Origin of the sequence: Kosakonia sp. MUSA4, assembly GCF_013085925.1 — a bacterium.
GTDB lineage: Bacteria > Pseudomonadota > Gammaproteobacteria > Enterobacterales > Enterobacteriaceae > Kosakonia > Kosakonia sacchari_B.
The window spans coordinates 3731716-3751186 of sequence record NZ_CP025697.1 but is presented as its reverse complement, the minus strand read 5'-3'; the positions used below and the strand labels follow the sequence as shown (position 1 = coordinate 3751186).

The window sequence follows — 19471 nt, the reverse complement described above, 5'->3', positions numbered from 1 at the left end:
AAGGACGTGAAAAACGCGTCACAGGCAGCGGGTAAGGTAACCGATGCCGGGCCGGAAACAGGGCCGACACTACAACGGGGATTAAAAAACCGTCATATTCAGTTAATTGCGCTGGGTGGCGCGATTGGTACCGGGTTGTTCCTTGGTATCGGCCCGGCGATTCAAATGGCCGGACCAGCCGTGCTGCTGGGTTACGGCATCGCCGGGGTTATCGCTTTCCTGATCATGCGCCAGCTTGGCGAAATGGTGGTAGAAGAGCCGGTTTCCGGTTCGTTTTCGCACTTTGCCTATAAATACTGGGGGCCATTTGCCGGTTTCCTCTCTGGCTGGAACTACTGGGCAATGTTTGTGCTGGTGGGCATGGCCGAGCTGACCGCCGCCGGGATCTATATGCAGTACTGGTTCCCGCAGGTGCCGACCTGGATTTGGGCCGCCGCGTTCTTTGTCATTATCAACGCCGTCAACCTGGTGAATGTGCGCCTGTACGGCGAAACCGAGTTCTGGTTTGCGCTGATCAAAGTGATCGCCATCATCGGCATGATCGTTTTTGGCCTGTGGATGCTGTTTACCGGCCACGGCGGCGAACGCGCCAGCTTCGATAACCTCTGGCGTTATAACGGCTTTTTCGCCACCGGCTGGCATGGGCTGGTTCTCGCGCTGGCGGTGATTATGTTCTCTTTCGGCGGTCTGGAGCTGATTGGTATCACCGCCGCCGAAGCCAGCGAGCCGCACACCACCATTCCGAAAGCGGTGAATCAGGTGGTGTACCGCATTTTGCTGTTCTATATCGGTTCGCTGGTGGTGCTGCTGGCGCTTTATCCGTGGATTGATGTCAAAGCGAACAGCAGCCCGTTCGTGATGATTTTCCACGATCTGGACAGTAATCTGGTGGCTTCTGCGCTGAACTTCGTGATTCTGGTGGCTTCTCTGTCGGTCTATAACAGCGGAGTTTATTCTAACAGCCGTATGCTGTTTGGCCTCTCTGTGCAGGGTAACGCGCCCGCGTTTCTGACCCGCGTCAGCCGTCGCGGCGTGCCGATCAACTCGCTGTTTCTCTCGGCGGCCATTACGTCGCTGGTGGTGCTGGTGAACTATCTGCTGCCGCAAAAAGCGTTCGGTATGCTGATGGCGCTGGTGGTGGCGACCCTGCTGCTGAACTGGATCATGATTTCGCTGGCGCACCTGAAGTTCCGCGCCGCGATGCGCCGTAAAGGGCGCGATCCGCAGTTCAGGGCGCTGCTCTTCCCGGCGGGCAACTATCTGTGCATCGGTTTTATGCTGATGATCCTCGTGTTGATGTACACCATGGACGATATGCGCCTGTCAGCCGTGCTGCTGCCGGCGTGGATCGCATTCCTGTTCGTGGCTTTCAAGCTGCTGCGTCGCGCACCGCAGCGCGCGTAATCCCGCTCTCTTCCCGCCGGATCCGGCGGGAATTTCTACGACTGCCCGCGAGCTTGCTGAATTCCATTGCATACTTTGACGTAATATCAGAAAGCGTAACGATGGGCTGGCGTTATATTTCCCGCGCCAGCGCCTGATATTTCAGGCATGATAATGAAAAATTTCGCCAGCCGTCCGCGCTGGCTTTTTTATTGCTCTGGAGCTGACATGACCCGGCAACGACAAGCCGACCTCTTCCTCGTTCTGACCACGATGATTGCCGCCTGCGGCTGGATTTTCTCCCGCGAGGCGATTTCTGGCATGCCGGTCTTTGCCTTTCTCGGGCTGCGTTTTTTCGGCGCCGCGCTGGTGCTGCTGCCGTTTTGCCGTGGGCAGCGGATTCCGTGGGAGAAAATGCGCCAGGTGGTGATTAGCGGCCTGTGGATGGCGCTCAACCTCTGTCTGTGGATCTGGTCGGTATCGACCACGGCATCGCTGGGCGAGGGGGCATTTATCATGAGCCTGTCGATGCTGTTTGTGCCGCTGGTTGCCTGGGGAATGATGCATACCCGCCCGGCGCGCGCGTACTGGGAGTGTCTGCCGGTGGCGATTATTGGCCTCGGGCTGTTAAGCCTGCATACGCCAATTACCTTTCACGCCAGCCAGGGCTGGTTCCTGCTGACGGCGTTCGTGCAATCGATCTACTTTTGCTATACCAGCCGCTGTGCGCGGGAAGTGCCGCTGCTGCCGCTGACGGCGGTGCAACTGGCGATTACCGGTATCGCCGGATTAGCGATTTCGGCGCTGTTTGAGTCATGGACGCAGCCGTTTACCGCCACTACCGCAGGCTGGCTGGTGGCCAGCATCCTGATCGCCACCAGTTTGCGTTTTGGCCTGCAATTGCAGGGGCAGAAATATGCCGCCGTTGCCAGCGCCGCCATTATTATGGTGCTGGAGCCGCTGTTGACAGTGATTGCCGCCTCCCTCTGGTACGGCGAGCGACTGCCGCTGCAAAAAATTATCGGCGGAGTGCTGATCCTGCTCGCGCAGATCTGGTTCCGCTGGCGGATGGTGTCGCGCCTGCCTTCAAAGGCGTAACGTTCCTGCCAGCACCGTATGTGCCGCGCCGCTCATCAGCACGCGGCCATCGTCGGTGCAGTGAAGTGCCAGCACGCCGCCGCGCCGTGATGCCTGGTAAGCGGTAAGCGAGCACTTACCCAGGCACTCTGACCAGTAGGCTGCCAGCGCGCAGTGCGCCGAGCCGGTGACCGGATCTTCATTGACGCCAACCCACGGCGCAAAATATCGCGACAGCATGTCATATTCCCCATCGCCTGGCGCGGTAACGGCCACGCCGCGCCCCGGCAGTGCGCGCAGTGCCTGGAAGTCTGGCTGCAATGCCCGCACGATCTGCGCATCATCAACCACGACCAGCTGTTTAGGGCCAAACAGGCCGTAATCACGCACTTGCGCGCGCTCCAGCCCCAGCGCAGCGAGTAAGGCAGGCGGTGCCTCTCTGTGCAGTTGCGGGGTGAGTAATGGGAAATCGAGCTGGATACTCTCTGCGCCGGGCGTGGCGGATAGCGGGCCGGAGAGCGTCTGAAACGTGATCGTTTCACCCGCTTGCAGTAACCCGGTCTGGCGCAGGATATGCGCCGTCGCCAGCGTACCGTGGCCGCACAAATCCACTTCAGCCTGCGGTGTGAACCAGCGCAGGTTGTTATCAGCAAGATTGAGAAACGCGGTTTCCGACACCGCCATCTCATCGGCAATCTGCTGCATTAACCCGCTCTCCAGCCCGTGCGGCGTGATGCATACACCCGCCGGGTTGCCGGAAAAAGGATGCGCGCTGAATGCATCCACCTGATAAATATCGAGTTCCATCGCTTCACTCCTTTCTTTACAAGGTGATAACACTACCCCTGTTTCACGACAACGGATAGCGTTCTTTAGTTGGCCGGACAACGGTGAGCCAGTTGCTGGCGTGCGCTGACTGCCGCTGCCGCCAGTACCAGCATCATGACCACTTCTGTCACCAGAAAGCCGCTCAGCGCGATACTGTAATTGCCTTGTGACTGACCCACCAGATAGAGAAATACGCTGCCAAGCGCGGCCGGGCCGAGACCCAATGTCGCCTGTTGCAGTGTACTGAGCAACGCGCTGCCAGCGCCCGCATCCTGCGTGGTGATATCCCGCATTCCGATGCGGTAAAAGCTGTTCACAATCAGCGCCTGGCCGTAGCCAATGAGCGCGGTGGAAGGCGCCAGCGCCAGCACGCCGACCATTCGCCCGGAGAGTTGTAACGTGGCAATCAGCGCCAGCAGGCCGCTCACCTGAATGACCAGCCCGGTCAGTAAAATCGTACGCATGCTGTAACGGGCAATCAGTTTCGGCGCATACCAGGCGGAGACAAAATAGGCGATACCGAGCGCCACAAAGCTGTTGCCGGACTGGTACGGCGTCATTCCCATGCCCGCCTGCAACGTCAGCGCCATGCAGAACATAAAGCCGGACCACGCGGTGAAAAACAGCAACGCAATCAGCAGACCAAAACGAACGCTGTGCAGCTTAAGCAGATGCGGCGGCACCAGCGGAACCAGACCGGCGCGCTGTTGTTGTAAGGCGCTGGTACGCATCCACAGAGCCAGCGGGAACAGCGCCAGCAGCGCGGCCTGCGTTGGCCACGGCCAGTGCAGATCCGGGCCGAGTGCCAGCGGGAACAGCAGGCAGCAAAGGATTAACGCCAGCGCGAAAGTGCCCTGCCAGTCAATACGTGTACGGGTGTCGCTGCGCGTCTCCGGCAGGTAGCGGTTCAGCGCCAGTATTAACAGACAAATCGGTACGTTGATAAAGAAGGCGTTGCGCCAGCCCAGCCCGGCGATATCCGCTGATACCAGCCAGCCGCCACACATCTGGCCAATAATGAATGACACGCCGCCAATACCGCCATACAAACTAATGGCGCGGGCATGCGCGGTGCCTTTTAACGTGACATGCAACGTGGCGAGAATTTGCGGCACGATCAGCGCCGCGCCGATGCCCTGCAACGTGCGGGCGGCCAACAGTGCGGAGACAGAATTCGCCAGGCCGCACAGCAGCGAGGCAAGGCCAAACAACGCTACGCCCACTAAAAACAGGCGTTTGCGGCCAAAGTTATCGCCCAGCTTGCTGCCCATCGCCAGACAGACGGCAAACGCCACGCCGTACAGGGCAACGATCAACGCCAGTTGCGTAGCGCTGGTGTGCAACGACTGGGTGATCGAATCGAGCGCGACGTTGGTGATTGAAGTATCTATCTGGGGCAACATCTGCCCGGTCAGCAGAAGGATCAGGCCTGCCCGGCCTGGTGAAACAGCAGACGTTTTCATGGTGACTCCATTGCGTCATTCATCAGATGGACGTAGCATCACCGATTAGAAAAACGGGTACCAGTTCTTACGTATACTGGTATTGGCACTACCATGCTGGAGGGTGTGATGACGCTGATAAGCGATCGGATGGTTGATGTGACCATCCAGGATGAAAACCGCAAACAGCTCGGCGCATTTTTACGCGCCCGCCGGGAGAGCCTCGATCCGCAGCGTCTGGGGCTGCCGCGCAGCGGCAGGCGGCGCACGCCGGGGCTGCGACGTGAAGAAGTGGCGCTGCTGGCCGATGTTGGCGTTACCTGGTATACCTGGCTGGAGCAGGGACGGGATGTGAACCCTTCGTCAGCGGTTTTACAGGCCATTGCCAGCGCGTTGCAGTGTTCTCCTACTGAAACGCGGCACCTGTTTTTACTCGCCGGATTAACGCCTGCCGAAACGCTGAATGTGCCGCAATGCGAAGGAATTAGCGCAGGCACGCGCCGCCTGTTGGATAGCCTGCTGCCGCAACCGGCCAGCATTCAGAAACCCAATTTTGATATTGTGGCGTGGAATGTCGCTTTTGAGCGCCTGATGGGGGTTAAGTTCGGTGAAATCCCCGAAGATGAGCGCAATTGTATCTACCTTTATTTGACGCATCCGCAGTGGCGTAGCCGTCTTGGCAGCGATGACAGCATATTGCAGACATTTGTGGCCTATTTTCGTGCGGCGATGGCGGAGCACCGTGGCGATCCGTTATGGGAAGCGAAGCTGGCGCGCTTTTGCGCGGCATCCAGCGAATTTGCCACGCTGTGGAGGAAATATCTGGATGTGCGCGGCGTGGAAAACAAGCTGAAACTGTTTACTCATCCGCAACTGGGAGAGTTTACCTTACAGCAAATGTACTGGTATTCAGCGCCGCGTAACGGTTCGCGGCTGCTGGTTTATCTGCCGGTGGATGCGCCGGGCGAGCGGGCGCTTAGCTGGCTGGCTGAGAACGCGTAGGGCGCAGGCGCTGTTGCTGTTTACGCGAAAGGCCATCCACCACCCGATCCCACGACGCCTGAATCAGCGAGGCAAGCAGCGCTTCGTCGATCTCTTCCCCGGCATAGACGGAAATCCAGTGTTTTTTGTTCATGTGATACCCCGGTTCAATACTGGGGTAGATTTGCTGGTTGAGCAGGGAAATTTGCGGCTCTGCTTTCAGGTTCACCATTGGCCTGCCGTGGGCGGTGGCGGTCAGCATAAAAATTTTGCCGCACACTTTGAACACATCATATTCCGGGCCAAACGGCCAGCAGTGCTCGGTAAACGGCATCTCAAGCGCAATACGGTGCGCGCAGGCCTGCAATGTTTTACTGTCCATCTATCCCCTCAGCGGTCAGTGCGCGCCACATCGCTTCAAAACCGAGGCGTTTGATCTCTTTGGCGCGGGAAGGATCGCGGCTGGCAAAGGTGATGGTGGTATCCGCAAGCGTGAGGAAAATGGCATCGCCAAACGGTGCAAATTCGCCGTCGAGAAAAATCGGCAATACCGAGCGGTGGCAGAGCTCGTGCAGCTCCGGAAAGATATCGGTAACCTGCTGGCGGGTTTCCGGGCGTAGTTTTTCGCTGACGGAAATTTGCCGCACTGCGCAGTGGCCGTTGGGGTGACGAATTCCCCAGTCTATATAGCTGTCCCACACCGAATGCGTATGCACTTTCGGATCGTTGATGGTGCGATCGAGATTCTCCAGCATGGTGCCGCACAGGTCAGTTTTCAGATGCAGGTAAAGTGCGTTCAGCAGGTCGTCTTTGGTGGCGAAGTAGCGAAACAGCGTCCCTTCCGCAACTCCCGCATTGCGGGCTATTAAGGCGGTGGAAGCGGCGATCCCGGACTGTGCGATGGCTTCGGTTGCTGCTTCCAGTAACGCTTGCTTTTTGTCTTCACTCTTTGGACGAGCCACTACATTTTTCCTCACACGTTATAAAAACCACGATTGAAACATGCCCACCAGGAGGCTGCAACGTCGAATGTCAAAGAAAGAAAATGATCTTGACGGTTTGCTGTCGCTTTCTATAATGAGTGCTTACTCACTCATAATCAAGTTTAGTGCATATCGTCTCTACGGACTGGAGCGATTTCTTCGGGTCAGGATATGAAGCCTCTCATTTTCAGCGTGGTCATGGTTATGCTCGTTGCGTCCGCCGCCAGTTTACCCTTTGTTTTGAATGCAGGATTTGGCAAAGCGCCGCAAGGCGCACAGCTTACGGAAGTCGAAAAATCACCCCATTACCGTGACGGCAAATTTCAAAATACGCTGCCGACGCCAGGCTTCACCGGCAAGAAAAATATGCTGGCCGCGTGGTGGGATTTTCTGGTCACCAAACGGGAAAATGTCCGTCCGCAGCAGCCGCTGCCAATTGTGCAAACGGATCTCGCCAGCCTGCCTGTGGAACAGGACACGCTGGTATGGATGGGGCACTCTTCGTGGTACCTGCAACTGGCGGGCAAACGCATCCTGATCGATCCGGTGCTGAGCGACTACGCCGCGCCGTTTTCATTTCTCAATAAAGCGTTTGCCGGGAATGCGGCATGGACAGCGCAGAGCCTGCCGGAGATCGATCTGCTGATCATTTCTCACGATCATTATGACCACCTGGATTACGCCACCATCAAGGCGCTGATGCCGAAAATCAAACAGGTCGTGACGCCGCTGGGCGTCGGTTCGCACCTGCGTTATTGGGGCATGAATCCGCAGATTATTCGTGAAGCGGATTGGCAGCAGAAGGTGGCGATCGACGATGAACTGACGGTACATGTTCTGCCGGCGCGCCATTTTTCCGGGCGCGGCCTGAAACGTAACCAGACGTTGTGGGCCAGTTTTATGTTTGTCACCGACCAGCGCAAGGTCTATTACAGCGGCGATACCGGCTATGGCCCGCATTTTAAAGCCATCGGCGAGCAGTTTGGTCCGGTGGACATCGCCATCATGGAAAACGGCCAGTATGACGAAGACTGGAAGTACATCCACATGATGCCAGAACAGGCCGCGCAGGCGGCGGAAGAAATTAATGCACGCGCGGTTCTGCCGGGCCACGCGGGGCGTTTTGTGTTGGCAAAACACACATGGGACGATCCGTACAAACGGCTGGCGGCAGCAAGTCGGGGCAAAAATTTTCGTTTACTAACACCGATGCTGGGCGAACCGGTTCTTGCGGCTAACGATGCGCAGGAATTCCGTGCCTGGTGGGAATAAACCCGTTTATTAATCGAAGAGCAGAGGGGGAGCGCAGTATGACTATTTCCGCTCAGGTTATCGACACTATCGTCGAGTGGATCGACGACAATCTCCATCAACCGTTACGTATTGATGATATTGCAGCGCACGCGGGCTATTCCAAATGGCACCTGCAACGCCTCTTCTTGCAGTACAAAGGGGAGAGTCTTGGACGTTATATTCGCGAGCGCAAACTGTCGCTTGCCGCGCAGGATTTACTCAATACCAATCAGAAGGTTTACGATATCTGCCTGAAGTACGGCTTTGATTCGCAACAAACCTTCACACGTACCTTTACCCGCACGTTTAACCAGCCGCCGGGTGCGTATCGTCGGGAAAACCACCCGCATACGCATTAAACGCGTAAACTAAAAACCGGCCATTAAGGCCGGTTTTTTACTCATCGATCGTCTGCGTTATGCCGAGGCGCTGTAAAAACCCGCAGATCCCTTCACGGGCCAGTAACACCGCCAACAACTTCTGTTCTTCGGGCGTCATGTTCTGTAAGACTTTGACAATCTCCCGCAGCGAGCTGTTTTCACTCGCATAAGATGGTGCCGGCTCCGCGATAGAGTAAGGAGAATTACGCTGGCGCATGGAGGGCGTTTTCATCACGAAATTCCGCACTTCTTTGGTGATGTGAATTAGCCTTGCGCGACCACCTTTGATTCCGGGTAGCGCTTCCGTTTGCCAACCTTGTTCACGGATCCAACGATTAACGGTTTGTCTGGCAACACCGAGAAAATCGGCTAGCTCTTCAGTCGTCATTTTGTTAGCGAGTTTCATCATCTTATTTCTGATTGCGGATGCCAAGACGTTGCAATAACCCGGTTATGCCGTCACGTAAGAGTAGAGAGGTGAGCTGCTTTTGCTCGGCGTCGGTCATCTCTTTCGCCAACGAAATAAGCAAAGCTTCAAGTGAGTTGTTGCTGATAGTACGCATCGCAGGGGCTGGCTCTTCGCTACGCTGTGCGCTGCGAATAAAGGCGCGGACTTGCTCATTTACATGCACCAGCCGGGCTTTTCCTCCTTGCACTCCGGGTTTTGGCGAGGTGATCCAGCCTTCTCTGCGCACCCATTTATTGATGGTTTGCCGACTGTATCCGGTAAGACTGGCTAACTCTTCTGGCGTCATTCGTTCCTTGAGCATGTAATTTCCCGAATGGTTGTAAGGGTAATTAGTGGCTTATGTTATAGCACCATTTTACGGGAAAATGTGACACGTTTAACTACTGACTGCGAGGAGCTACGCAATGTCCTTAATTTGCATGCTTTTTCAGCGATTGATTGACACGGTACGATTTTGACGTTGACACCTGGCAAGGGAATTCATATTATGCCGCCCGTCAACACGACACGCTTTACGCAATGGGGCTATAGCTCAGCTGGGAGAGCGCTTGCATGGCATGCAAGAGGTCAGCGGTTCGATCCCGCTTAGCTCCACCAAATTCCGAACCCAACGGAGTTGGCGCGTAAAGACAAATTGTGGGGCTATAGCTCAGCTGGGAGAGCGCTTGCATGGCATGCAAGAGGTCAGCGGTTCGATCCCGCTTAGCTCCACCAAAATTTCAAACCCTCGCGTTTACGCGGGGGTTTTTGCTTTTTTAGCTTCCGATTTGTCAATTTATTACAGCAAAAACTGGAAAAATAGTAGTCCGGTAAAGCCGCAGTAATGAAAGGTGTTCGACGGTCTGATAACTTGATTCATGTAATGAATAAACCTATTATTCTGGTTATTCTATTCTTCTGCCAGGATCATTTAATTAACTTTGATGACATATGACAAATACAGTTGTATAAGAAAATTCCTGCTCGCGTTAATTTTATGCCTGGTAGCACTTCCTGTTTCTCGTTTTATTTCACCGCGCGCAGTTGTCGATGCCTCTACGCTATTTCTGGCATGGCTACCATTAAGCGTAATGCTGGCGATTATTTTTTTATTCGGCCGTCATGGGATTATTCCAATAATCATTAGCTTTGCCGTGGTGAATGAGAGCACATTTCATCTCCCGCATACGGAAGCGGTGGTATTGTTATTCTGCCAGTTATTCCCGGTACTTGCCGTCTGCGCTATTGTGCGCTGGCGGCTTGGCGTGCGCTGGCGTCACGGCATGCCAAACAGAGACATGGCGGTGCGCGTGGTGTGGCTGGGATTTGTTGCGCCTGTCGGTATTAAGGCGTCAATGTATATTGCCGGAGTCTGGTTTAACTATCCGATTAATATCTCGAATTTTTTCGGCTCCGGAACAAGTATTTTCTCAATCATTGATGTACAAAGCCTGATTTGCGCAGCGCTCATTTTTACTATGATTATCTATTATCCGTTACGGATGATAATCAATCCGCGTTTTGCCCGGACATTCTGCTATCGCAATCGCCAGCCTTTTTTATCGGCTAAAAAACGCTTATTTATGCTGGGTTGGCTGGGGGCATTAGTTGCAACCGTTATTATATTGTGCTCACCTTTTAAAACCGACTATATTGCCGGATATTTAGTGCCGATTATTTTCATCCTTTTCACACTGGGGATAAGCAGGTTAAGTTATTCATTTATTACACTTAGCTGGTCTGTTTCGGCGTTTATGTTGTTGGCTTATAACAATAACTTCCTGCAGGGTGTGAATTCCGACTACTCGCTGGCATTTGTCATGTCAGTGTTGATCAGCTTTACCATTTGCATGTTGTATATGACGCAGGTTTTTCACCGCAGTGAGTGGCTGAAAAGACGCTGGCAGTTACAGGCAATGAGCGATCCGCTGACCGGTCTGCCGAATCTTCGCGCGCTGGAAAAACAGATGGAACAACAGCCCAACGGCGTGGTGTGTTGTCTGCACATGAAAAATATGGAGTTTCTCAGCAAGCATTTCGGCATGATGATGCGCGTGCATGTGAAGCGCAGCGTTGCCCGGCAGCTACAACCCCTGTTGCAGAGTGGCGAGCGTTTTTTCCAGTTGCCCGGCAGTGAACTGTTGCTGCTGTTAAACGGGCCGGAAACGGCGGCGCGTTTACAGCATATGACCGATTATCTGAACAGTCGCCGCATCTTCTGGAACAACGTCGGCCTTGATATCGAATTTGGCGCTTCCTGGGGAGAGTTGCACGCATGCGGCGAAGCGCTACATCAGACGCTGGGGCAATTAAGCTGGCTGGCAGAGGAGGCCAGCGTCGGGCATCAGGTACTGGCGCTCACCAACAGTTTACAGACGGTAGCTGATCAGACGACGGACCGCGTCTTGCAGCTTAACAAGGTTAAACGCGCGCTGGATGAAAATGGCATTCAGCTTTATGGCCAGCCGATTGTTGATGCGCAAGGGAAGGGATACCAGGAAATTCTCACCCGGCTTATCAGCGATGGCGAACTCATTACGCCGGATCAATTTATCCCCGTTATCGCGCAGTTTAACCTCGGAACACGTTTTGACATGCTGGTGGTTGAACGCCTGTTGCAATGGATGCAGCAGCACCCACAAACTAGCCAGTATGCGCGTTTTTCAGTGAATCTGATGCCGATGACGCTGATGCAAAAAGCTTTTGCGCCGAAGTTTCTGGCGTTGTTTGAGCACTATGCGATAGCGCCGCAGACGGTGATCATCGAAATCACCGAAGAGCAGGCCTTTTCCAATTCCGAAGTCAGCATTCTTAACATCCTGCAATTGCGCCAGGCAGGGTTCAAAATTGCCATCGACGATTTCGGTACCGGTTATGCCAACTTTGAGCGCCTGAAACGGCTGCAAGCGGATATCATCAAGATCGATGGCTGCTTTGTGCGGGATATTCTCCAGGATCAGCAGGATGTGATGATTGTGAAAGCGATTTGCGAACTGGCGAAAGCAAAGTCTCTTACCGTTGTGGCGGAGTATGTGGAAAACGACGAGCAACGCGAACTGCTGCTGGAGGCGGGAGTGGATTATCTGCAAGGGTATTTATTTGGCAAGCCGCAGCCGTTGACTGCTGGCGAATAAAAAACCGGGGAATTCCCCGGTTTTTTTGTCTCTTGCGTCGCTATCAGATAACCAGCGCGGCGATGGCGGCAGAAAGCACGCTGACCAGCGTCGAGCCGTACACCAGCTTCAGACCAAAGCGGGAAACGACGTTGCCTTGCTCTTCATTCAGGCCTTTGATCGCGCCTGCGATAATGCCGATAGAGGAGAAGTTGGCGAAGGAAACGAGGAACACCGACAGGATGCCTTCAGAGCGCGGGGAGAGGTTCGCTGCGATTTTTTGCAGATCCATCATTGCCACGAATTCGTTAGACACCAGTTTGGTTGCCATGATGCTGGCGACCTGCAATGCTTCGTGCGCCGGCACACCCAGAACCCAGGCGATCGGATAGAAGATATAACCGAGAATGCCCTGGAAGGAGATGCCGAAAATAGCAGCAAACAGCGCGTTCAGGCCGGAGATCAGCGCGATAAAGCCGATCAACATTGCCGCCACGATAATCGCCACTTTAAAGCCCGCCAGAATGTATTCACCCAGCATTTCGAAGAAGCTCTGACCTTCGTGCAGTTTTGCCATCTGCAGGTTTTCTTCGCTCTCTTCAACACGGTACGGGTTGATCAGCGACAGAACAATAAAGGTGCTGAACATGTTCAGTACCAGCGCCGCCACCACATATTTCGGCTGGAGCATGGTCATGTACGCGCCGACGATGGACATGGAAACCGTTGACATTGCTGTCGCGGCCATGGTGTACATGCGGTTGCGTGACATTTTGCCGAGGATGTCTTTATAGGCGATAAAGTTTTCGGACTGACCCAGAATCAGGGAGCTGACGGCGTTAAAGGACTCCAGTTTGCCCATGCCGTTAACTTTGGAAAGCACCGTCCCGATGGCGCGAATAATAATTGGCAGCACACGAATGTGTTGCAGAATACCGATCAATGCAGAAATAAAGACGATCGGGCACAGCACTTTCAGGAAGAAGAACGCCAGGCCTTCGTCATTCATTTTACCGAAGACGAAGTTAGTGCCTTCGTTGGCAAAACCGAGCAGTTTTTCAAACATTTCGGAGAAGCCTTTCACGAAGCCAAGGCCAATATCAGAGTTCAGGAAGAACCAGGCCAGTAAAACTTCAATCACCAGCAGTTGAATAACAAAACGAATGCGGATCTTCTTGCGATCGCTGCTGAAGAGCAGGGCAAGCAGCGCCACAACAGCAAGCGCCAGGACAAAGTGCAGAACGCGGGACATATTTGCTCCAAATATGAGACGGGTAGAAATTTCGTGCACATTCTATGTAACAAGCGGAAAGAAAACGAGATCAAACACACACTATATTGATGTCCTGTGACCAGACTCAAAAATAGTGATCAAACATACATTTCTGTTATGTTAAGTAAAGGAGTGAAAAGTTGCGTTCAAATGCTACACTCTTAACATAATTCGACGATGGTTCCTGCTATCGCCGTCACCATCCTTGAGATCCGGCCCTTCTATCGTTTCTGGCTATCAGAGAAATCAGGTAAATCCATTTTAAATGAACTTGATAATCATTCTCATTTTGCTAACATGAAACATAGCAAAGGCTATATTTAGGGGCAATAAATGAACAATAGTCGCGTTGAGAATAGCAGTGGGCGTGCAGCGCGCAAGTTAAAGCTGGCGTTAATGGGGCCTGCGTTTATTGCCGCGATTGGCTACATCGATCCGGGGAATTTCGCCACCAACATCCAGGCAGGCGCCAGCTTTGGCTACCAGTTGCTGTGGGTTGTCGTGTGGGCCAATATCATGGCGATGTTGATCCAGCTACTGTCTGCCAAACTCGGTATCGCTACCGGAAAAAATCTCGCTGAGCAGATCCGCGATCACTATCCGCGTCCGCTGGTGTGGTTTTACTGGGTTCAGGCGGAAATCATCGCCATGGCAACCGATCTGGCTGAATTTATTGGCGCCGCGATCGGCTTCAAATTGATCCTTGGCGTTTCACTGCTGCAAGGCGCAGTCCTCACCGGTATTGCGACGTTCCTTATTTTGATGCTGCAACGCCGCGGGCAAAAACCGCTCGAGAAAGTCATTGGCGGGCTGTTGTTGTTTGTGGCGGCGGCATACATTGTTGAGCTGGCCTTTTCGCAGCCGAAGCTGGCGCAACTGGCGCAGGGCATTATCATCCCCAGCTTGCCGGGAACTGACGCCGTGTTCCTTGCCGCTGGTGTGCTGGGCGCAACCATCATGCCACACGTGATTTACCTGCACTCGTCGCTGACGCAGCACCTGCACCAGGGCACGCAGCACGAGCGCTACTCTGCGACAAAGTGGGATGTAGGCATTGCCATGACCATTGCCGGTTTTGTTAACCTGGCGATGATGGCGACGGCAGCGGCGGCGTTTCATTTTAACGGACATACCGGCGTGGCCGATCTCGATCAGGCTTATCTGACGCTGGAACCGCTTTTAAGCCATGCTGCGGCAACCATTTTTGGGTTGAGTCTGGTGGCGGCCGGTCTCTCCTCCACCGTAGTGGGGACGCTGGCGGGACAGGTGGTGATGCAGGGATTTGTCCGCTTCCACATTCCGCTGTGGGTGCGCCGCAGCATTACGATGATGCCGTCGTTTATCGTGATCTGGCTGGGGCTGGATCCGACCCGCATCCTGGTGATGAGCCAGGTGCTGTTGAGCTTTGGCATTGCACTGGCGCTGGTGCCGTTACTGGTCTTTACCAGCGACCGTAAATTGATGGGCGGGCTGGTAAATAGCGCGCTGGTGAAACGTACAGGCTGGTTAATTGTGGTGCTGGTGGTGAGCTTAAATGTCTGGCTGCTGGTCGGAACACTTGCGGATTTATAATGAAAATGCCCGCAGGCGTTTAGCGCTGCGGGCAGAATGTTGAATGCCGATTAGCGGGGCGCTATCCGGCACGAAAATTAGTGGTGATGGCCGCGCCCCGGGCCGCGATGATCATCACGGTCGCGCCAGCCTTCACGATAGCCGCGCTCGTAAGCGTTGTGCTTATCCCAGCCGCGATGCCAACCGCGATCGTGCCTGTACCAGCGGTCACCGCGCCATTCATAGTGACGACCCCAGTAGTCCCGGTCACGCCAGCGTCCGCCGTCCCAGTAGTTACCATAATTATCGCGATCGCCAATTTGCAATTTAATCGACGGCAACAGGGTGATTTCGCCAGCATTAGCGACCAGCGGCGCTGAAGCCATTAACACTGCTGCCAGAATCAGTGACCTGAACATACTCTTCTCCTCACGATCGGGCCGAAACGGCCTGTTACAACAATTTTACGGGGCGGCAAAACCCCATATTATTGGCGGAACTCTTAAATCGTGAATGACAGCACTTTATGCTAAAACGGTATTTATTTTGTACTGCTCAGAATTGCCTCGATCTCGGCACGTTCATCCGCAGTGAAGTGACGGTTTTCCAGCATACCAACCGCATCGTCGAGCTGGCTTATTTTGCTGGCGCCTATCAGCACTGACGTCACCTTATCATCCCGCAGCACCCAAGCCAGCGCCATCTGCGACAGCTTCTGACCACGCCGTTGCGCCAACGCATTCAACGCGCGCACGATGTCCAGTTTTTGCGTGGTGAGCTGCTCCGGGTTGAGAAAACGGCTGTCGCTGGCAGCGCGCGAATCCGCCGGGATCCCCTGCAAATAGCGGTCGGTTAGCTGCCCGCCAGCCAGCGGAGAGAAGGCAATACTACCCACCCCTTTTTCCTGCAGCACATCCAGCAATCCCTCTTCAACCCAGCGCTCAAACATCGAATATTTGGGCTGATGGATCAGGCAAGGCGTTCCCAGATCATTAAGAATATCAATTGCTTCTCGTGCCTGTGCTGCCGGGTAGTTAGACAGGCCGACGTACAGCGCCTTGCCCTGGCGCACAATATGATCCAGCGCGCGCATCGTCTCTTTCAGCGGTGTTTCCGGGTCCGGGCGGTGATGGTAGAAAATATCCACATACTCAAGCCCCATCCGACGCAGGCTTTGATCGAGGCTGGCAATCAAATACTTGCGGGAACCCCAGTCGCCATAGGGGCCATCCCACATGGTGTAACCGGCTTTGGTGGAGATAATCAGTTCGTCCCGCAGGGAGTGAAAATCCTCATGCAGGATGCGGCCAAAATTGCATTCTGCCGATCCCGGCGGCGGCCCATAGTTATTGGCAAGGTCGAAGTGTGTAATGCCGAGATTGAAAGCGTGCTGCAATAACTGACGGCTATTTCCCAGCAGCGTGGCATCACCAAAGTTGTGCCACAGCCCAAGTGAAATGGCCGGAAGCTTTAATCCGCTGTCGCCGCAGCGACGGTAAGCCATGTTTTGATAACGCGCAGGATCTGCCTGATAAGCCATGCCGTGCTCCTCTTATGCCTTTGTTATGTGAGTGTATACGTTTACACAAAATTGGCCTCCACGAGAGTACACCGGGTTGTGTCGTAAAGCTTACTTTCCACCTGGAATATAGCGTCCATCCTGGACTCCCATCACACTTCTTTAATACTCAGATCAACGTCAACGCTCTGGGAACAACGTCATGCATGATTATTCAATTGCCGACTACTTACTCGACAGGCTCGCAGGCTGCGGTATCCACCACCTTTTTGGTGTACCGGGCGACTATAACCTGCAATTTCTCGATCATGTGATTCAACACCCGGCCGTGCAGTGGGTGGGTTGTGCGAATGAGCTTAACGCCGCTTACGCCGCCGATGGTTACGGGCGTTGCCGGGGCGCGGGCGCATTATTAACCACTTTCGGCGTGGGCGAACTGAGCGCAATCAACGGCGTTGCCGGCAGCTATGCCGAATATGTTCCGCTATTGCATATCGTTGGTGCGCCCTGTAGCGGCGTACAGCAACGGGGTGAATTGCTGCACCACACCCTTGGCGACGGCGATTTCCACCATTTTTACCGGATGAGCGAGCCGGTCACCGCCGCTCGCGCCATTTTAACGGCGCAAAATGCCTGCTATGAGATCGATCGTGTGCTCGAAGTGATGCTGATGCAGTCTCGTCCTGGCTATCTGATGCTGCCAGCCGATGTGGCGAAAAAGCCTGCCACTCCGCCTGTAAACGCTCTCACAATTCCCCCGTTCCCGGTAAACGAAGCGTGCCTGAATGCCTTTCGTCAGCATGCGCAGGCGATGTTATCAGTCGGTTCCAGCGTGGCGGTGCTGGCCGATTTTCTCGCCCGCCGTTTTGGCGTTCATAAGATGTTGCAATGCTGGATGAAAGATTCACCGCTGCCGCACGCCACACTGTTGATGGGGAAAGGGGTATTTGATGAGACGCAACCCGGTTTTGTTGGTACCTACAGCGGCGCGGCCAGCCCGGCGCCGGTGCGCGAGGCGATAGAGGGCGCGGATACGGTGATCTGCATTGGCACGCGTTTTACAGATACGCTGACCGCCGGGTTTACCCAGCAATTTGCCCGGGAGCGCACCATTGAAATCCAGCCGTTTGCCGCCCGCGTCGGCGACGTGTGGTTTAGCGGCATTCCGATGCGGGAGGCGATAAATGCATTGATTCCCCTCGTGCGTGCCAGGGCGCATGCCGCGGCGAATCATCGCCCGCCACAGGCTGCTCGTGCCCCGGTTCATCAGGGAACACTCAATCAGGAGACGCTCTGGCAAACCGTACAGCAATTTATTCGTCCTGATGACATTTTGCTGGCGGATCAGGGGACAGCGGCGTTTGGCGCGGCTTCTCTGCGTCTGCCTGCCGGAGCGGAGCTGCTGGTTCAGCCGCTGTGGGGATCGATTGGTTTCTGCCTGCCCGCCGCGTTTGGCGCGCAAACCGCCTGCCCGGAACGCCGGGTAGTGTTGATCAGCGGTGATGGCGCGGCGCAACTGACGATTCAGGAACTGGGATCGATGCTGCGTGACGGGCAACGGCCGATCATTTTACTGCTCAACAATGATGGCTATACGGTCGAACGCGCTATTCACGGCGCAAAACAGCGCTATAACGACATTGCCCGCTGGAACTGGACTCATCTTCCCCATGCTTTAAGCGTGGACTGCCAGGCCGAATGCTGGCGTGTGAGTGAAACCGTGCAATTGGCGGAAGCGCTGAAAGCGGCGGCGCATCACCATCGCCTTGCGTTGATAGAAGTGATGCTGCCAAAAACCGATCTGCCGGATCTGTTACGGGAAGTCACCCACGCACTCGAAGCGCGTAACAGCTAAGCGTTATTCATCGCGCCGGGGAACAATCATCATCGGTTTCCCGGCTAGCAGCAGCCAGGCGGGAAGGATCACGATGCATAACAGTGGTAGCAGCGTGGTATCCGGTACCACCACGGCGGCAAGAAACAGGCTCAGCCAACCATCCCGCGTTACCACCAGCACCATACCGAGCACCGCGCAAGAAACCGTCACGGCGGCGGGTACGGCATCGACATGCTCATGCAGCATCAACCCGAGTGCCACACCGACAAACACCGCCGGAAAAATACGCCCACCGCGAAAACCGCAGGCAGCAGCAACCACCAGTGCAGCCAGTTTTACCACCGCAAACAGCAGGTAATCCGTCACCGTTAGCGTCTGGGCGAAGGCCAGTTGTTGCATCTCGTCCAGCCCCTTAAACAGTGTGACCGGTCCGCCAATGATCCCCAACAGGCCAAGCAGGAAGCCACCAACGCCAAGAACCAGTACCGGGTTGTGCAGCCGGTGCATCAACCGGTGCAGGCGCGGCAGGCACCAGACGGCAACCATACCCAGCGCGATGGCAAAAACAGTGACCACTGCGCCGCTGATGATATCGACAATATGCAACTGGGGATAATGGGGGATTGGCAGGGCAAAATGGGGCAGGGCGAACAAACTGGTGGTCAGCGCGCCAGCCGCGGCGGCCATCAGCGGCGCGAATAAACGGTCCCAAAGCGGCACGTCATTGCTGGCGGTCAGGGTTTGCGAAAACACCAGCGCTGCCGCTACCGGCGTACCGAACAGCGCGCCAAGGGTGCCCGCCGAGGCAAGGATGGTCCAGTCCAGCGGCGCTACGCGCGGGAAGACGCGTGCGCCCAGCGCCACCGCGAGCGCAATATTCAGCACCATTACCGGATGTTCCGGCCCAAGGCTAACGCCGCCCGCCAGCCCGAGGATCAGCGCCAGTACCAGTCCGGGCAATGCTTTGACGGACACCGGCGCATTGATCAGCGGGACGGTCACCGGATCCGGACCGCCGTGTTCGCGACTGAAACGGATCACCAGACCAACGGCGATCCCGGTCAGCGTTAGTATCAATAAGATCCAGCCGGGCGAATCGGGCGCAATGCCCAGTTGCCATGGAATACCGCTCCACAAAATGGCTTGCAGCAGCGAAGCGATCTTCATTACCAGTAGCAGTACAAGGCTGGAGGCCACGCCGATAGTTAACGCAGGCAGGGCCAGCAGTAACAGTGTTCTGGCTCGCGGATGAAGCATACATAGGTCCTTGTAAAAACGTCGGGGCGACGCTGAACAATCTGGCGGCAGCCCGGGGGTTAATCTGTGACGTAGATCGATTATCCTGGGGCACTCGTGTTATGGT

Annotated in this window: 18 protein-coding genes and 2 tRNA genes; 10 read left to right on the top strand and 10 right to left on the bottom strand. The window is 55.1% G+C overall.

Annotated elements, in window-relative coordinates:
• Nucleotides 1-6: 6 nt before the first annotated feature.
• Both pheP and C0557_RS17650 read left to right on the top strand, forming a co-directional pair.
• Nucleotides 7-1404, top strand: coding sequence for a phenylalanine transporter (gene pheP / locus C0557_RS17655; RefSeq protein ID WP_208659887.1), 1398 nt, complete (start codon nt 7-9; stop codon nt 1402-1404).
• Nucleotides 1405-1611: 207 nt separating this feature from the next.
• Nucleotides 1612-2481 carry a DMT family transporter gene (locus C0557_RS17650; RefSeq protein WP_208659885.1) on the top strand — a complete coding sequence of 290 codons (870 nt, stop codon included), beginning with the start codon at nt 1612-1614 and terminating at the stop codon, nt 2479-2481.
• Here the strand turns inward: C0557_RS17650 and C0557_RS17645 are convergent.
• Together C0557_RS17645 and C0557_RS17640 are read right to left on the bottom strand one after the other, a co-directional pair.
• Nucleotides 2470-3267: a PhzF family phenazine biosynthesis protein gene (locus tag C0557_RS17645; RefSeq protein ID WP_208659883.1), complete on the bottom strand. Its 798-nt coding sequence runs from the start codon at nt 3265-3267 to the stop codon at nt 2470-2472. The two genes, C0557_RS17650 and C0557_RS17645, sit on opposite strands and share 12 nt — an antisense overlap.
• Nucleotides 3268-3332: 65 nt before the next feature.
• Nucleotides 3333-4751, bottom strand: coding sequence for an MFS transporter (locus C0557_RS17640; RefSeq protein ID WP_208659881.1), 1419 nt, complete (start codon nt 4749-4751; stop codon nt 3333-3335).
• Nucleotides 4752-4859: 108 nt separating this feature from the next.
• On the opposite strand from C0557_RS17640, the gene C0557_RS17635 reads away from it, so the two are divergent.
• Entirely contained in the window at nt 4860-5732 is an 873-nt protein-coding gene (locus C0557_RS17635) for a helix-turn-helix transcriptional regulator (RefSeq protein ID WP_208659878.1), read from the top strand.
• On the opposite strand, the gene C0557_RS17630 is transcribed toward C0557_RS17635, so the two are convergent.
• A complete protein-coding gene (locus C0557_RS17630; RefSeq protein ID WP_074777322.1) occupies nt 5707-6093 on the bottom strand; it encodes an MmcQ/YjbR family DNA-binding protein in 387 nt (128 codons plus the stop codon). The genes C0557_RS17635 and C0557_RS17630 overlap by 26 nt on opposite strands.
• The gene (locus C0557_RS17625; RefSeq protein WP_208659876.1) at nt 6083-6673 is read right to left on the bottom strand and encodes a TetR/AcrR family transcriptional regulator; all 591 of its coding nucleotides are present in this window, start codon (nt 6671-6673) and stop codon (nt 6083-6085) included. Before C0557_RS17625 ends, C0557_RS17630 begins: the two co-directional genes overlap by 11 nt.
• Nucleotides 6674-6865: 192 nt before the next feature.
• On the opposite strand from C0557_RS17625, the gene C0557_RS17620 reads away from it, so the two are divergent.
• Entirely contained in the window at nt 6866-7966 is a 1101-nt protein-coding gene (locus C0557_RS17620) for an MBL fold metallo-hydrolase (protein WP_208659874.1), read from the top strand.
• A gap of 38 nt (nt 7967-8004) precedes the next feature.
• On the top strand, nt 8005-8346 hold the full coding sequence (locus C0557_RS17615) for a RamA family antibiotic efflux transcriptional regulator (RefSeq protein ID WP_043952807.1): 342 nt from the start codon (nt 8005-8007) through the stop codon (nt 8344-8346).
• Between the two features lie 37 nt (nt 8347-8383).
• Here C0557_RS17615 and C0557_RS17610 read toward each other — a convergent pair whose 3' ends face one another.
• Together C0557_RS17610 and C0557_RS17605 are read right to left on the bottom strand one after the other, a co-directional pair.
• Entirely contained in the window at nt 8384-8776 is a 393-nt protein-coding gene (locus tag C0557_RS17610) for a YfeC-like transcriptional regulator (RefSeq protein WP_208659872.1), read from the bottom strand.
• 1 nt (nt 8777) lies between these two features.
• Nucleotides 8778-9137 carry a YfeC-like transcriptional regulator gene (locus tag C0557_RS17605; protein ID WP_208659870.1) on the bottom strand — a complete coding sequence of 120 codons (360 nt, stop codon included), beginning with the start codon at nt 9135-9137 and terminating at the stop codon, nt 8778-8780.
• 220 nt (nt 9138-9357) lie between these two features.
• On the opposite strand from C0557_RS17605, the gene C0557_RS17600 reads away from it, so the two are divergent.
• The 3 genes from C0557_RS17600 to C0557_RS17590 all read left to right on the top strand — a co-directional run bounded on the left by C0557_RS17600 (nt 9358) and on the right by C0557_RS17590 (nt 11949).
• Nucleotides 9358-9433, top strand: a tRNA-Ala gene (locus C0557_RS17600).
• 41 nt (nt 9434-9474) lie between these two features.
• Nucleotides 9475-9550 (top strand) — tRNA-Ala (locus tag C0557_RS17595).
• Between the two features lie 209 nt (nt 9551-9759).
• Entirely contained in the window at nt 9760-11949 is a 2190-nt protein-coding gene (locus tag C0557_RS17590; RefSeq protein ID WP_208663009.1) for an EAL domain-containing protein, read from the top strand.
• A gap of 43 nt (nt 11950-11992) precedes the next feature.
• Here C0557_RS17590 and C0557_RS17585 read toward each other — a convergent pair whose 3' ends face one another.
• The gene (locus tag C0557_RS17585) at nt 11993-13180 is read right to left on the bottom strand and encodes a NupC/NupG family nucleoside CNT transporter (RefSeq protein WP_074777305.1); all 1188 of its coding nucleotides are present in this window, start codon (nt 13178-13180) and stop codon (nt 11993-11995) included.
• Between the two features lie 354 nt (nt 13181-13534).
• Here C0557_RS17585 and C0557_RS17580 point away from each other — a divergent pair, with 354 nt between their 5' ends.
• Nucleotides 13535-14773 carry an Nramp family divalent metal transporter gene (locus C0557_RS17580; protein WP_208659868.1) on the top strand — a complete coding sequence of 413 codons (1239 nt, stop codon included), beginning with the start codon at nt 13535-13537 and terminating at the stop codon, nt 14771-14773.
• Between the two features lie 77 nt (nt 14774-14850).
• Here C0557_RS17580 and ypeC read toward each other — a convergent pair whose 3' ends face one another.
• Nucleotides 14851-15171 (bottom strand): DUF2502 domain-containing protein YpeC, encoded by a 321-nt coding sequence (gene ypeC, locus C0557_RS17575; RefSeq protein ID WP_074777299.1) that lies wholly within the window; start codon nt 15169-15171, stop codon nt 14851-14853.
• A 122-nt stretch (nt 15172-15293) separates the two neighbouring features.
• Nucleotides 15294-16292, bottom strand: a complete 999-nt coding sequence (mgrA, locus tag C0557_RS17570) for an L-glyceraldehyde 3-phosphate reductase (RefSeq protein WP_208659866.1) — start codon at nt 16290-16292, stop codon at nt 15294-15296.
• Between the two features lie 181 nt (nt 16293-16473).
• On the opposite strand from mgrA, the gene C0557_RS17565 reads away from it, so the two are divergent.
• Entirely contained in the window at nt 16474-18126 is a 1653-nt protein-coding gene (locus tag C0557_RS17565) for an alpha-keto acid decarboxylase family protein (RefSeq protein ID WP_208659863.1), read from the top strand.
• Between the two features lie 3 nt (nt 18127-18129).
• Here the strand turns inward: C0557_RS17565 and C0557_RS17560 are convergent, their stop codons facing one another.
• Entirely contained in the window at nt 18130-19365 is a 1236-nt protein-coding gene (locus C0557_RS17560) for an ion channel protein (protein ID WP_208659861.1), read from the bottom strand.
• Nucleotides 19366-19471 lie beyond the last annotated feature (106 nt).